The organism is Acidovorax sp. JHL-9, assembly GCF_000426205.1.
Lineage (GTDB): Bacteria > Pseudomonadota > Gammaproteobacteria > Burkholderiales > Burkholderiaceae_C > Acidovorax > Acidovorax soli.
This window is the reverse complement of sequence record NZ_AUEX01000002.1, coordinates 101717-114029: the sequence shown is the minus strand read 5'-3', so window position 1 is coordinate 114029 and position 12313 is coordinate 101717. Positions and strand designations below refer to the sequence as shown.

The following is a 12313-nucleotide window of genomic DNA, read 5'->3' as shown; positions in this document are numbered from 1 at the left end:
TGCTGCGCAACATCGCGGAGAACGGACATGAGCCTGTTGGCCCAGCAACTGCAGGCCCTGATCCGCCCCGGCGACACCTTGTGGTGGGGCCAGGCCACGGCCGAGCCGCTCACGCTCACGCGCGCCGTGACCGCACACCGCCACGCGCTGGCGCAGGGCGGGCGGTTGCGCGTGTTCGTGGGCATTGGCGCTTCGGACACGCTGCAACCGGAACAGGCCGACACCATCGATTTCTTTGGCTACGCAGCAGGCGGTCCGCACCGCCACCTGGCCAACGCGAGCGTGCTCGACATCCTGCCCAGCCACTACTCGCACCTGCCGGGCCTGATCCGCGCGGGCGTGCTGCCCGCCGATGTGGTGCTGCTGCAGGTCTCGCCACCCGACGAACAGGGCCGCCACAGCCTGGGCCTGGTGCACGAATACCTGCCCGCGGCGCTGGAACAGGCGCGCGTGGTGATCGCCGAGGTCAACCCCGCCATTCCCTGGACACATGGCAGCGTGCACCTGCAGGCCAGCGACTTTGCGTTGCTGATTGACGCACAGCACCCGCCGCTGGAGCAAAGCCGCGCCGCGCCCGGCCCGGCCGAGCAGGCCATTGCGCGCCACATCGCCGGGCTGATCGAGGACGGCTCCACGCTGCAGCTGGGCATAGGCAACCTGCCCGAGGCCGTGCTGGCCGCGCTGCACGGCCACCGCGACCTGGGCCTGCACAGCGGGGCGGTGGGCGACGGCATTGCCGCCCTGGCCGAGGCCGGCGTGCTGACCAATGCCCGTAAGAGCCTGGACACCGGCGTGGGCATTGGCGGCATCCTGATGGGCAGCGAGAAGGTGCGCCGCTGGGCGCACCGCAACCCGGCACTGCAACTGCGCGGCACCGACTACACGCACGACCCCGAGGTGCTGGCCGCCAGCCACCAGCTGGCTGCCATCAACGCGGCCATCGAGGTGGACCTGACCGGCCAGATCAACGCCGAGGTGGCAGCGGGCGTGTATGTGGGCGCCGTGGGGGGCGCGGTCGATTTCTTGCGCGGCGCGGCCCGCAGCAAAGGCGGCCTGCCCATCGTGGCGCTGCCCGCCACGGCCAAGGGCAGGACGCGCATCGTGGCGCAGCTGGCCGGCCCGGTCAGCACGCCGCGCAGCGACGCGGGCCTGATCGTCACCGAGCATGGCGTGGCCGACCTGCGCGGCCAGACGCTGTCGCGCCGCGTGCGCCGGCTGATCGATATTGCCGCGCCCGAACACCGCGAGGACCTGGAGCGCCAGGCCCACGAGCTGCTGCGCCGCTGTGGCGCGGTTTTTTATCAAAAATAGTAGCTGCCAGCACAAGCTGAACAAGCACTAGAGCACTTTTTACTCAAACTTCTGGTTCCATTTTTAGGAGAAAACCATGCGCAGAGCCGCCATCGTCACCCCTGTTCGCACCCCCGTCGGCACTTTTGGCGGCAGCTTGCGCCCCGTGCCCGTTGAAGAGCTGGCCGCCACCACGGTGCGCGCCGTGGTCGAGAGGAGCGGCATCGACCCCGCACGCATCGACGACGTGGTCATGGCCCAGTCGTACGCCAACAGCGAGGTGCCCTGCGTAGGCCGCTGGGCCGCGCTGCAGGCGGGGCTGCCGGTGTCGGTGCCCGGCATGCAGCTGGATCGCCGTTGCGGCGGCGGCCTGCAGGCCATCGTCACCGCTTCGATGATGGTGCAGAGCGGCGCCGCCGACGTGGTGATCGCCGGCGGCGTGGAGAGCATGAGCAACATCGAGTACTACAGCACCGACATGCGCTGGGGCGCACGCTCGGGCAATGTGCGCTTTTTCGACCGCCTGGACCGCGGCCGCGAACGCTCGCAGCCGGTGGAGCGCTTCGGCAAGATCAGCGGAATGATCGAAACCGCCGAGAACCTGGCGCGCGACTACGGCATCACCCGCGACGAGGCCGACGCCTTCGCCGTGCGCAGCCACCAGAAGGCCGCCGCGGCCTGGGAAGCCGGCCGTTTCGCTGACGAGGTCATTCCCGTCAAAGTGCCCCAGCGCAAGGGCGATCCCCTGCTGTTCTCGCGCGATGAGGGCTTTCGCGCCGACGCCACGCTGGAGAGCATGGCCAAGCTGCGCGTGCTGATGCCGGGCGGCACCGTCACGGCCGGCAACGCCAGCCAGCAAAACGACGCCAGCGCCGCCTGCCTGATCGTGGCCGAGGACAAGCTGGCCGAGCTGGGCCTCACGCCCATGGCCACGCTGGTGGGTTGGGCCGCTGCGGGCTGCGAGCCATCGCACATGGGCATAGGCCCGGTGCCCGCCACGCAAAAGCTGCTGGCGCGCCTGGGCCTGAAGATCGACGACATGGACCTGGTGGAGCTGAACGAGGCCTTTGCCTGCCAGGTGCTGTCCGTGCTCAAAGGCTGGAACTGGCAGGACCAGGACGCCATCGCCCACAAGCTCAACGTCAACGGCTCGGGCATCTCGCTGGGCCACCCCATCGGCGCCACCGGCGTGCGCATCCTGGCAACCCTGCTGCACGAGCTGCAGCGCCGCAAGGGCCGCTATGGCCTGGAAACCATGTGCATTGGCGGCGGCCAGGGCATTGCTGCAGTGTTTGAACGGATGTGACGGTGCCGCGAGGGAAAACCCTCGCTAAGCAGACCCGAACCCCGGCTTAGGCAAAAGCAGATTCACAGGGCTCCAGCCGGGGCGCACCATCGCGACTATGGGTAACGATCTGGCCCCGCGCTTGGCCTGCCCCCTTCCCACATTCGCATTCATTCCAAACAGACAGGAAACATCCCCATGACCGCAGCCCCCCGCCGCCTCGCCCTGGCCGCCCTGGCACTGGCGCCTTTTGCCCTTGCATTGCCCGCCGCCGCGCAAGAAGGCCAGCCTGTGCGCCTCATCGTCGGCTATGCCGCAGGCGGCCCCGTGGACCAAGGCGCGCGCCTCTTCGGCCAGGCCTTGTCCAAGGAACTGGGCCAGCCGGTCATGGTGGAAAACAAGACCGGTGCCAATGCCACCATTGCGGGCAACGAAGTGGTGCGCGCCAAGCCCGATGGCATGACGCTGTGGTTTGCCGCCAGCCCCACCATCACCATCAGCCCCAACGTGATGACCAAGATGCCGTTCGACCCGGCCCGGGACCTGACGCCGGTGGCGCCCATCCTGAGTTACTACAACGTGCTGGTGGTCAACAACAACGAGCCCTACAAGAACGTGCGCGAGCTGGTGGCGAACGCCAAGGCCAACCCCGGCAAGCTGGCCTACGGTTCGGCCGGCGTGGGCGGCTCCAACCACCTGGGCGCACTGCTGTTTTCCAAGCGCAGCGGCATCGAGATGAACCACATCCCGTACAAGGGCAATGCTCCGGCGATGACCGACGTGATCGGCGGGCAGCTCAACATGATGCTGGACATCATCAGCACCGCCAGCACCTACATCCACAGCGGCAAGGTGCGCGCCATTGCCGTCACCTCGCCGCAGCGCAATGCCTCGCTGCCCGATGTGCCCACCTTCGCCGAGTCGGGCATCGAGGGTCTCAAGGGCTTTGACGTGGGCGGCTGGTATGGTGTCTATGGCCCCAAGGGCATGAGCCCTGAACTGGTGGCCAAGCTCAACAAGGCCGTCAATGCCGCACTGGCGCAGCCGGACCTGAAAAAGCGCTACAAGGAGCTGGGCTACGACGAGTGGACCGGCGCACCACAGAAACTGGCCGAGCGCGCCTCCCAGGAACGCGCCATGTGGGCCACGGTGACCCAGGGAATCACCGTCGACTGACATGGCGGAGCGCATCCACCACCTGCTGGACCGCTGGCTGGCCGAGGCGCCGCAGCAGCCCTTCATCCACCTGGCGGACGGCCGCAGCCTGCGCTTTGCCGACCTGGGTGCGCTCACCGACACCGCCGAGGCCGAGCTGCGCACACTGAACGTGCGCCCCGGCGACCGCGTGCTGGTGGTGGCCGAGAACTGCCCCGAGCACGCCGCCCTGATCCTGGCCTGCAGCCGCGTGGGCGCCTGGTCCTGTGGCGTGAATGCGCGCATGGCGCCGGCCGAGATCGACAGTTTCGTTGCCAAGGCCGATGCGCGCGTGGTGTTCTTCACGGCCGCCGCCTCGCGCAGCGCCGCCGCGCACGCACGGCGCTTTGCGGCCGTCGATTCGGCCCTGCCCGGCATGCAGCACAGCGCCGTGCGCGCCGATGCGCAGCCCGAGGCGGGCGCACTGCGCGATACGGTGGCCGCGCTGATCTTCACCTCGGGCACCACGGGCCAGCCCAAGGGCGTGATGCTCACGCACGACGCGCTGATCCATTTCGCCCGCGTCTCGGGCGCCTCGCGCGCGCTGGGGCCGCAAGACCGCAGCTACGCCTTCGTGCCCATGACCCACATCTTCGGCCTGGGCACGGTGCTGATCAGCTCGCTGCTGGCCGGCGCCCAGCTCGTGATGCGCCCGCAGTTCGATCCTGACGACCTGCTGGATGCGCTGGCCCACCACGGCGTGTCGCAGCTGCAGGGGCCGCCCGCGCTGTTCTCGCGCCTGCTGGCCCATCTGCAGGAGCGCGGAATTGCACGGCCCGCAGCGCCGGCGCTGCGCTACCTCTACACCGGCGCGGGCCCGCTGGACCTGGCCTTGAAGCAGCGCGTGGAGGCGGCCTTCGGCCAGGCGCTGCACCACGGCTACGGCCTGTCGGAATACGCGGGCTCGGTGCACCTCACACGCCTGGGCGAACAGCGCCCCGACACCAGCGCCGGCTACGCCGTGGTCGAGGCCGAGGTGCGCGTGACCGATCCGGCCACGGGCCAGCCGCTGCCGCTGGGCGAGCGCGGCGAGCTGTGGATCCGCGGCCGGGGCCTGATGCCCGGCTACTTTCGCGACCCCGAGGCCACCGCCGCAGTGATGCGCGAGGGTGGCTGGTATGCCAGCGGTGACCTGGGCGAAATGCATGCCGACGGCGCGCTGTTCGTCATGGGACGCCTGAAGGAAATGATCATCCGCTCGGGCTTCAACGTCTACCCGGCCGAGGTGGAGACCGCCCTCAACACCCACCCCAGCGTACAGCGCTCAGCCGTGGTGGGGCGCACCGTGGACGACGGCAACGAGGAGATCGTGGCCTTTGTCGAGCTGCGCCCCGGCGCCGCGCTGGACGCCGATGCCATGCAGGCGCACCTGCGCGAGTTGCTGGCGCCCTACAAGCGCCCGTCCCACATCGTCACGCTGGCGGAGCTGCCGACCAATACCAACGGCAAGGTGCTCAAGCGCACCTTGAAAGACCAGGCGCTGAGCCTCACCACCTGAACCACAGGAGACACACCATGCATTCCACCACCTCCCGCCGCAGCTTCATCGCCGGCAGCCTGCTTGCCGCGGCCCATCCACTGGCGGCGTTCGCGTCCGAGCCCTGGCCCAGCCGGCCCGTGCGCTTCATCGTGCCGTTTCCGCCGGGCGGCCCGGTGGACACCACGGCGCGCGTCTTCAGCCAGAAGCTGTCCGAAATCTGGAAAACCCCCACCGTCATCGACAACCGCGCGGGCGCGGGCGGCGTGGTGGGCGCCACGGCCGCCGCCAAGGAAGCGCCTGATGGCTACGGCCTCTTCGTGGGCGCCATCCACCACTCGGTCAACCCCTCGCTGATGGGCAAGCTGCCCTACGACATCGAGAAGGACTTCGCCCCCATCAGCTTCGCGGCCATGTTCCCGGTGTTCATCGTGGCGCACCCCTCGGTGCCGGCCAACACCATCCAGGAGCTGATCGCGCTGGCCAAGAAGGGCACGCCACTGGCCTATGGCTCGTCGGGCAACGGCGGCGGCACGCACCTGGCGGGTGAGCTGTTCAACATGGAAGCGGGCACCAAGCTGCAGCATGTGCCCTACAAGGGCAGCGCCCCGGCCATGAACGACCTGCTGGGCGGACAGGTGCAGCTGATGTTCAGCGACGCGCCCACGGCGCTGCCGCACATCAAGAGCGGCCGCGTCAAGGTGCTGGGCGTGGCCAGCCGCCAACGCTCAGCCATGCTGCCCAACGTGCCCACCGGCGTGGAGTCCGGCCTGCCCGGCTACGAGGCCTATTCCTGGGCGGCACTGTTCGCCCCCGCCAAGACGCCCCAGGCCGTGCTGGACAAGATCAACGCCGACTTCAATACCGCCATGAAGGACCCCGCCGTACGCCAGCGCCTGCTGGACGCCGGCGCCGAGGCAGACCCCGGCACGCAGGAGCAGATGCGCCAGCGCCTGCGCAGCGAACTGGACAAGTGGGCCAAGGTGATCAAGACGGCGGGGATCACGCCGGGGTGAGGGGAGCGCGCCGTACGGAGTTGTACGTATTACGGCGCGCCATCAGACGCGGCCCCCGCCTTGGGGCCGAACGTGTGGTCAGCGTTTTGCCACCAGCGGGCAGGCGGATTCGCCCAGCGGCACAAAGGCCTTGTCTGCAGGGATGGTGCTGACCAATTTGTAGTAGTCCCAGGGATACTTGGATTCGGTAGGTGCCTTGACTTGGAAGAGGTGCATGTCATGCACCATCATCCCGTCCTCGCGCAGCTTGCCGTTGCGGGTGAAGACATCGTTAATTGGCAATTCGCGCATCTTTGCAATCACGGCTTTGGCATCCGTGGTGCCTGCCGCCTCAGCAGCCTTGAGGTAGTGCCTGATGGACGAATAAGCGCCCATCTGACTCATGTTCGGCATGGCATTGACTTTGGCAAAGTACTTCTTTGAAAAAGCCCGTGTTTCATCGTTCAAGTCCCAGTAAAAAGCCTCCGACAGAAGCATGCCCTGGGCAGTCTTCAGGCCCACGGAGTGCACATCGTTGATGTACATCAGCAGGCTGGCAAGCTTCTGCTTGCTTTCTGGATTGATGCCGAATTCGCGAGCGGCCTTGATGGAATTGACCAAATCATTGCCGAAATTAGCAAGTCCGATCACATCGGCCTTGCTGGATTGTGCTTGCACGACGGCGGATGAAAAGTCAGTGGCATTGAGAGGGTGTCTAGTTTCGCCAATGACCTTCCCGCCCGCTGCGGTGAGAGCCTGGGTGGTTGCCTTGACAATGTCATGCCCGCCGGAATAGTCCGCTGTGATGAAGAACCAGTTCTTGCCGATGCGCTCGGCCGCGGCCTTGCCCACTGTGGTGGCCAGTGAGTAAGAGTTGTAGGCCCAGTGAGCCACTGTGGAACCACACAGATCGCCCGTGATGCGGTCGCTGGCTGGGCCGCTCATGACGAGCACCTTGTTCTTTTCCTTGGCAATGTTCAGTACTGCGAGTGCAGCCGCAGAGCCCCCCACGTCTTGAATGGCGTCGACGCCGTTGTCATACCACTCCCGGGCTTTCGCGGCAGCGGGGTCTGCCTTGCTCTGGTGGTCGAAGGTAAGAAGCTCGATTTTTCTGCCCAGTACCGTTCCGCCATGTTCTTCGATGGCCATCTGGGCGGCTGTAACGCTTCCCTTGCCGGTAATGGCGGAGTACACGCCAGACTGATCCACGATGATGCCGATCCGCACAGGTTGGCTGCTTTGTGCGTAGGACGTTGCGCAGGTCAGGGCGGTGGCGGTCAATACCACTAGCCGACGAGACCGGATGCTTGCCGGGGTAGATTTGTATGTTGCGAATCGCATGTTGTCTCCTTGTTTTCAGCCGTTGAGCACTTGGGATTCCTGGATCATCTTTTGCCAGCGCTGGCGCTCGTCTTGCAGGAAACGCTCGTACTCTGCAGGGGCTTGCCCCGTCACGCTGACGCCTTGTTTTTCCAGTTGTTCGCGCAGGCCCGGGGATCGCAGTGCGGTCACCGTAGCCTGGCCCAGCTTCTCCACCACGGAGGGCGGCGTCTTCTTGGGAACAAAAAGACCATTCCAGATGGGGGCGGCGTAGCCCGGGAAGCCTTGCTCAGCCACTGTGGGTACGTCCACCCAGGAGGCCATGCGGTTGGAATTGATCGTGGCCAGCACGCGCAACTTGCCGGCTTGAACTTGAGGCTTCGTAAAGAGAGCCGTCATGGTGCCCACATCGACACGCTGCTGCATCAGGTCAGGCAGCGCTGGGGCCTCTCCCTTGTAGGGGGCATGGATCATTTTCACGCCGCTGAGTTTGCTGAGGTATTCCATGGCGACGTTCATGGGCCCTAGCGGCCCGGTGGACATGTAGCGCACCTGCCCAGGGCGTTTTCTGGCGTCCTCCAGCAGGTCGGCCAGAGTTCGGTAGGGGCTATCGTGGGCTACCGCCAGCACATAGTCCACGTTGCAGATGGAGGCGACGGCGGTAAAGTCGCGCTGCGGCTTGTAGGACAGGTCAGGCATCGTGTGCTCCAGCACGATGTTGGTGCCCACTCCGCCCATCAGAATGCTGTAGCCATCGGCCTCGCTTTTCGCAACACTGGCGGCACCAATGGCACCGGCTGCACCGACCCGGTTGTCCACGATCACCGATTGCCCTAGCGATGCTTCCAACGCTTTGGCCAGTATCCGGCCCAGCACATCGGTGGCGCCGCCGGCGGCAAACGGCACCACAAGCCGCAGTGGCTTGGATGGGAAGGCCGGATCGGCCAGTGCCCTACCGGTCAGCAGTCCTCCTGTGACGGTTGCGACGCCAGCGCCTGCGGTGCTGCGCAGCCACTGGCGGCGCGTGAGCCCGGGAGGGGGCGCCCGGCGCATCGGTGACGAAAGATCCAACGGCTCATCGGTGTTATGGGGCATGGTGAATGTCTCCTGGTTGTATGTTTTTGCTGACTGTGGTTTTACAGACGGGTTGCGCTGATGGTGAGGCCGCCATCGACGTGCAGGGTCTGTCCCGTGATGTAGCCCGCCAGAGGGGCCAAGAAAAAACCGATCACGAAGGCCAGCTCCTCGGGATCGGATACGCGCTGCAAGGGCACGGCGGCCAGCAAGGCCTTGGTTGCAGCGGCCTCGGGCGGGCTGGCTTTTTTGAACATTTCTGTGGCCACGGGGCCGGGGGCAATCACATTGACCGTGATGTTGTGGGGCGCCAGCTCCAGCGCCCAGGTGCGGCTTGCACCAATGAGCGCGGCCTTGGAGGCGCTGTAGGCCGTGCGGTTGACCTTGCCCAATGCCGCACGCGATGAGATGTTCACCACCCGTCCCCCACCTGCTTCCTTCATGCCGGGAATGAGCGCCTGCAGGCAAATCAAGGCGGCATTGACGTTCACGGTCATGGCTTCGTTCATCTCTGACACGGTGACGTCGGCCAAACTGGTGGTGTGGGCAATGGCTGCGTTGTTGACCAGCCCATAAAAGGGTCTGTCTCGCAGCAGTCCTTCTATGGTGCGGCGAGTCGCCTCCAAATCCATCAGGTCACATGGGACGAATTGTTCGTTGGGGCCTGCATCCTCGGGAACATGGCGCGCCAGGCCCACGACTTGGTAGCCGGCGTTGGCCAGGTGGCGCATGGTGGCGCGCCCGATGCCGCGGCTGGCGCCGGTGACCAGCACGCGGCGGGGTGTTGCGGTTGAAATGATCATGGTCATACGCTGCCTCGCAGCAGTTGTCTTCCGATAATGGTTTTCTGTACCTCACTGGCACCTTCGTAGATGCGCATGGGACGAACTTCCCGGTACAGGCGTTCCACCACCGTGCCGCAGGTGATGCCCAAACCTCCCCACAACTGAACGGCGGCATCGACCACCTGGAATGCCGCCTCGGTGCCCTGCAGCTTGGCCATGGCTGCTTGCGTGGTGATACGCACTTGGCGCACATCGCGTGTCCATGCGGCCTTGTGCACCAGCAGGCGCGCGGCTTCCAGGGGAGTGGCCATCTCTGCGACTTTGTGGCGCACGGTGTCCATCTCCGACATCGCTCGGCCATACAGCTGCCGGGTGGTGACCCGGGCCACGGTTTCATCCAATGCCCGCTGTCCTATGCCGATGGCGGCTGCCCCCACGGAACTGCGGAAGATGTCCAGCACGGACATGGCGACCTTGAAGCCCTCGCCCAGTTCTCCGATCAGACGGTTGGCCGAGACGCGGCATTGGTCGAAATGGATTTCCGCCAAGGGGTGCGGCGCCAGGATGTCAATCTGCTTGTGGATGCGTAAGCCAGGGGTCTGTGCATCGACCAAAATGGCCGACAGCCCTCCGGCGCCCTTGCCCGGCTCAGTGCGGGCTACCACCACGTAAAAATCCGCGATCCCACCGTTGGAGATATAGGACTTGGCGCCTTCGATGATGTACTCGCCGTTCTCCAAGGTCGCGGTGGTGCGGGTGGATGCGACGTCCGACCCGCCATCCGGCTCCGTTAGAGCGAAGGCCGCCACCTTCTTCCCTGCGGCACAGGCGTGGACATAAGGCGCGCACAGGGCCGGCGAGCCTTTTTGCCAGAGTGCGGCAGCGCCGATGCCCTGCATGCTGAAGACAAAGTCAGCCAGCGGTGCGTAATAACCCAGGCATTCGCGCACCAGACAGATGGAGCGCAAGTCCACAGAAGGCGCTGACTCTGCCGTGCCTGGGTAGTGGCGCGGAACGGTGTACTGCAAAATGCCATGTGCAGCCAGAGACTGGCGCCAGTACGCGCATTGATCGGTCAGGCTGCCGTGGGGTTCTTCCTCCAGGGCCGCACGGTTGTCATCAATCCAGCGGTTGAGAGCGGCTACGACCTCGACGTGTCCGGTATCAAAAAACGGGGTTTCTGGCAAGATCCATTCGGTTTTCATTTTTCCTCCTCCTGCGCCACCAGGGACTGGGCAAGATCTCTCAGCTCATTGCGCTTGACCTTCTTGCCGTTGGGGCCCATGGTGAAAGGGAAGCTCTCTACGCTGAAGATGCGGATTGGCACCTTGTAGCGAGCAATCTGTTTATGCAGTTCGGCCTTGATGGAGTCCTCGTTCACCGGGCGCTGAGGGTCGGGGATGACAAAAGCCACCGGTCGCGCACTGCCCGCTGCATTCACCGCTACCACCTGGCACGCACTGGCGCCGCATTGGCCGAGCACCGCTTCTTCGATTTCCGCGGGGTTGACCAGAAACCCGCCGATGCGCAGCACATCCCCGAGCCGGGAAACGTGGGTGAATCCCCCGTCTCCATTGACATAGCCCAGGTCTCCTGATCGAAGGAAGCCATCTGGAGTGAAAGCCTTCGCGGTGGCCTCGGAGTTGCCCAAATACTCTTGCATCATGTAAGGGCCGCGGAACTCCAACTCGCCAGGCTCCATGGGGGCAGCGAGAGCGCCTGTTTCCAGCACCCGCACACGTACCTCTGAACTCGGGCTTACGGGGATACCGCCCGCTTGAGCGCGGCGAGGCAAGGGGGCAGTCGGGTCCTGGTGCGCGAACAGGGCCAGGGTTTCGCTCATGCCAAAACACCCGACCATTGGGATGCCCAACTGCTGAGCGTGGCCAGGTAACTCATCCAGGCCTGGAACGAAGTTGGCGTGGCCGAACATGCGCAGCGCCTTCGGGCGCCACGTGTCAGGCAGCGGCGCAATCATTTTTTCCACCATGTCGTTGGTGCCGAACATGTGGGTGATGGGTTGCTGCTGCAAAGTGCTTGCCGTGCGTGCGGGATCAAACGCTTCATGCAAGACCAGCCGGGCGCCGGCAGCCAGCGTTGCCATGGCCACGGTGTAGCCGAAGGCGCCACACATGGGCAGAGCCAGCAAAACGCTGCAATCACGATCTATCCCAAAGCTGGCCGCGGCATCCTGGGCATGCAGCGCTATGTTGGATTGGCCATGCACGATCAGTTTGGGCACGCTGGTCGTGCCTGAGGACGACACAATGATGCAAGGGTGTTCTGAAGTGTCTCGTGCCGTTTCGCACGGTGTGTCTAGCAAGGCATTCCAGTGGCGCAGGCGTGGGGCTGGGTGGTCTGCGCGTTGCAGCCAAGCTGGCAAATCATGGCTGGGTGTATGGACCGTGGCATCGATCAGGCATTGCAGGGAGCCTGCATGCTGTTGCCACACCTGAGCCAGACTGCTGCTTTCTGGCAGGGCCGTCGCGTCCAAGGGGTTCACGCCGTTGGAGGCGACGGGGCCGTTGACCACGGATCGATCGAACGCCAGCGCCTTGCAGCGGGCGCGGTCAATGAAGTTGACTAGCTCCTTCACACCGAGCTTCAGATTCAGGCTCAAACTCGCAACGCCAAGGCGGGCACATGCCAGATGCAGGATGAGCCAACGCGGAGTGTTGGGTAGCCAGATTCCCAGCACGTCCCCGGCCTGCAGACCCTGGCACTGCAGGCCGTTGGCCACGCGGCCGACTTGGGCGCGCAGTTCGGTATATGTGAGATCTTCATCACCAAAGCTCAGGGCCACGGCATCCCAAGGTGCCCGCGCCAGCATGTCCGAGAGCGTTGTCAGTCGGTGGTTGACGGGCGCGGCTGATGCCGCTGTGACAGCATGCAT

10 protein-coding genes are annotated in these 12313 nt (G+C 65.2%); 5 read left to right on the top strand and 5 right to left on the bottom strand.

The genetic code is table 11. The features are described 5' to 3' along the window. Positions 1–27 precede the first annotated feature (27 nt). The 5 genes from K225_RS0102145 to K225_RS0102125 all read left to right on the top strand — a co-directional run bounded on the left by K225_RS0102145 (position 28) and on the right by K225_RS0102125 (position 6262). Positions 28–1311, top strand: coding sequence for an acetyl-CoA hydrolase/transferase family protein (locus tag K225_RS0102145; protein ID WP_026434873.1), 1284 nt, complete (start codon positions 28–30; stop codon positions 1309–1311). A 76-nt stretch (positions 1312–1387) separates the two neighbouring features. Continuing rightward, on the top strand, positions 1388–2596 hold the full coding sequence (locus K225_RS0102140; protein WP_026434872.1) for an acetyl-CoA C-acetyltransferase: 1209 nt from the start codon (positions 1388–1390) through the stop codon (positions 2594–2596). 177 nt (positions 2597–2773) lie between these two features. Then, a complete protein-coding gene (locus K225_RS0102135) occupies positions 2774–3751 on the top strand; it encodes a tripartite tricarboxylate transporter substrate binding protein (RefSeq protein WP_026434871.1) in 978 nt (325 codons plus the stop codon). Position 3752: 1 nt separating this feature from the next. Then, positions 3753–5267 (top strand): class I adenylate-forming enzyme family protein, encoded by a 1515-nt coding sequence (locus K225_RS0102130; RefSeq protein ID WP_026434870.1) that lies wholly within the window; start codon positions 3753–3755, stop codon positions 5265–5267. Positions 5268–5284: 17 nt separating this feature from the next. Then, on the top strand, positions 5285–6262 hold the full coding sequence (locus K225_RS0102125) for a tripartite tricarboxylate transporter substrate binding protein (RefSeq protein ID WP_026434869.1): 978 nt from the start codon (positions 5285–5287) through the stop codon (positions 6260–6262). A gap of 78 nt (positions 6263–6340) precedes the next feature. Here K225_RS0102125 and K225_RS0102120 read toward each other — a convergent pair whose 3' ends face one another. From K225_RS0102120 to K225_RS20195, 5 genes are read right to left on the bottom strand one after another with little or no spacing between them, the layout of a single operon-like run. Continuing rightward, positions 6341–7582 carry an ABC transporter substrate-binding protein gene (locus K225_RS0102120; protein WP_081679577.1) on the bottom strand — a complete coding sequence of 414 codons (1242 nt, stop codon included), beginning with the start codon at positions 7580–7582 and terminating at the stop codon, positions 6341–6343. 15 nt (positions 7583–7597) lie between these two features. Then, on the bottom strand, positions 7598–8656 hold the full coding sequence (locus K225_RS0102115; protein WP_081679576.1) for a tripartite tricarboxylate transporter substrate binding protein: 1059 nt from the start codon (positions 8654–8656) through the stop codon (positions 7598–7600). 41 nt (positions 8657–8697) lie between these two features. Beyond that, positions 8698–9438 (bottom strand): SDR family oxidoreductase, encoded by a 741-nt coding sequence (locus tag K225_RS0102110; RefSeq protein ID WP_034711634.1) that lies wholly within the window; start codon positions 9436–9438, stop codon positions 8698–8700. A gap of 2 nt (positions 9439–9440) precedes the next feature. Further along, positions 9441–10625 carry an acyl-CoA dehydrogenase family protein gene (locus tag K225_RS0102105; RefSeq protein WP_026434865.1) on the bottom strand — a complete coding sequence of 395 codons (1185 nt, stop codon included), beginning with the start codon at positions 10623–10625 and terminating at the stop codon, positions 9441–9443. Continuing rightward, positions 10622–12313, bottom strand: a complete 1692-nt coding sequence (locus K225_RS20195; protein WP_051248594.1) for an AMP-binding protein — start codon at positions 12311–12313, stop codon at positions 10622–10624. The genes K225_RS0102105 and K225_RS20195 overlap by 4 nt, the downstream gene beginning before the upstream one ends.

Bases quoted from the DNA above. Each gene is read 5' to 3' on its own strand.
- K225_RS0102135 (WP_026434871.1), top strand. From the start codon at position 2,774: ATGACCGCAGCCCCCCGCCGCCTCGCCCTGGCCGCCCTGGCACTGGCG.
- K225_RS0102110 (WP_034711634.1), bottom strand. From the start codon at position 9,438: ATGATCATTTCAACCGCAACACCCCGCCGCGTGCTGGTCACCGGCGCC.
- K225_RS0102120 (WP_081679577.1), bottom strand. From the start codon at position 7,582: ATGCGATTCGCAACATACAAATCTACCCCGGCAAGCATCCGGTCTCGT.
- K225_RS0102145 (WP_026434873.1), top strand. From the start codon at position 28: ATGAGCCTGTTGGCCCAGCAACTGCAGGCCCTGATCCGCCCCGGCGAC.
- K225_RS0102125 (WP_026434869.1), top strand. From the start codon at position 5,285: ATGCATTCCACCACCTCCCGCCGCAGCTTCATCGCCGGCAGCCTGCTT.
- K225_RS0102140 (WP_026434872.1), top strand. From the start codon at position 1,388: ATGCGCAGAGCCGCCATCGTCACCCCTGTTCGCACCCCCGTCGGCACT.
- K225_RS0102115 (WP_081679576.1), bottom strand. From the start codon at position 8,656: ATGCCCCATAACACCGATGAGCCGTTGGATCTTTCGTCACCGATGCGC.
- K225_RS0102105 (WP_026434865.1), bottom strand. From the start codon at position 10,625: ATGAAAACCGAATGGATCTTGCCAGAAACCCCGTTTTTTGATACCGGA.
- K225_RS20195 (WP_051248594.1), bottom strand. From the start codon at position 12,313: ATGCATGCTGTCACAGCGGCATCAGCCGCGCCCGTCAACCACCGACTG.
- K225_RS0102130 (WP_026434870.1), top strand. From the start codon at position 3,753: ATGGCGGAGCGCATCCACCACCTGCTGGACCGCTGGCTGGCCGAGGCG.